The sequence below is a fragment of the Methylobacterium sp. WL18 genome (assembly GCF_008040015.1).
Taxonomy (GTDB): Bacteria; Pseudomonadota; Alphaproteobacteria; order Rhizobiales; family Beijerinckiaceae; genus Methylobacterium; species Methylobacterium mesophilicum.
In genome coordinates this window covers 1-523 of record NZ_VRVD01001288.1, presented here as the reverse complement: position 1 = coordinate 523, position 523 = coordinate 1, and the positions used below count along the sequence as shown (strand labels likewise).

Genomic DNA, 523 nt, shown 5'->3' with positions numbered 1-523 from the left:
GCCTCGACCTCATCGCGGTCCGGCTGCGCCTGCGCGAGGGCGCCGACACCGTGCGGATCGCCCGCGAGCGGGTCGCGGCGAGCCGCGGCCACGTCCGGGAGATCGACGGCGAGATCGCCGAGAAGAAGGCCCTGCTCGCCGGCAGCGCCGCGGAGGGCCGGCTCGCCGCCTCGACGCTGGGCCTGTCGATGCTGGAGCGGGACCGGAAGGACCTCGCCGCCCGGATCGCCGACCTCGTCGGCCTGGTCGGCCAGATGGGCAAGCTCCAGCCGGTCGCCCCGATCCTGCGCCAGGCCTGCCCGCCGGCGGCCCGCCTCGCGGAATCCTGCGCCCGGGCCGGATTACGCCGGGAATCCTCACCCGACGAGATCCTGCGCCCGGACGGGCCCCTGGCGGAACTGATCGACGGGCTGGCACGCCTGCCCGAGTTCGACGAGGCGCTGGAGCGGGCGGCCGAGGATGCTGCGCTCAAGGCCCGCGCGCAGGAGAGCGAGGCCGAGCGCACCGCGCCGCGCACCGGGGG

1 pseudogene is annotated in these 523 nt (G+C 76.9%); it reads left to right on the top strand.

The features are described 5' to 3' along the window. Positions 1-523, top strand: a pseudogene (locus FV228_RS32365) (ATPase); the annotation flags it as partial.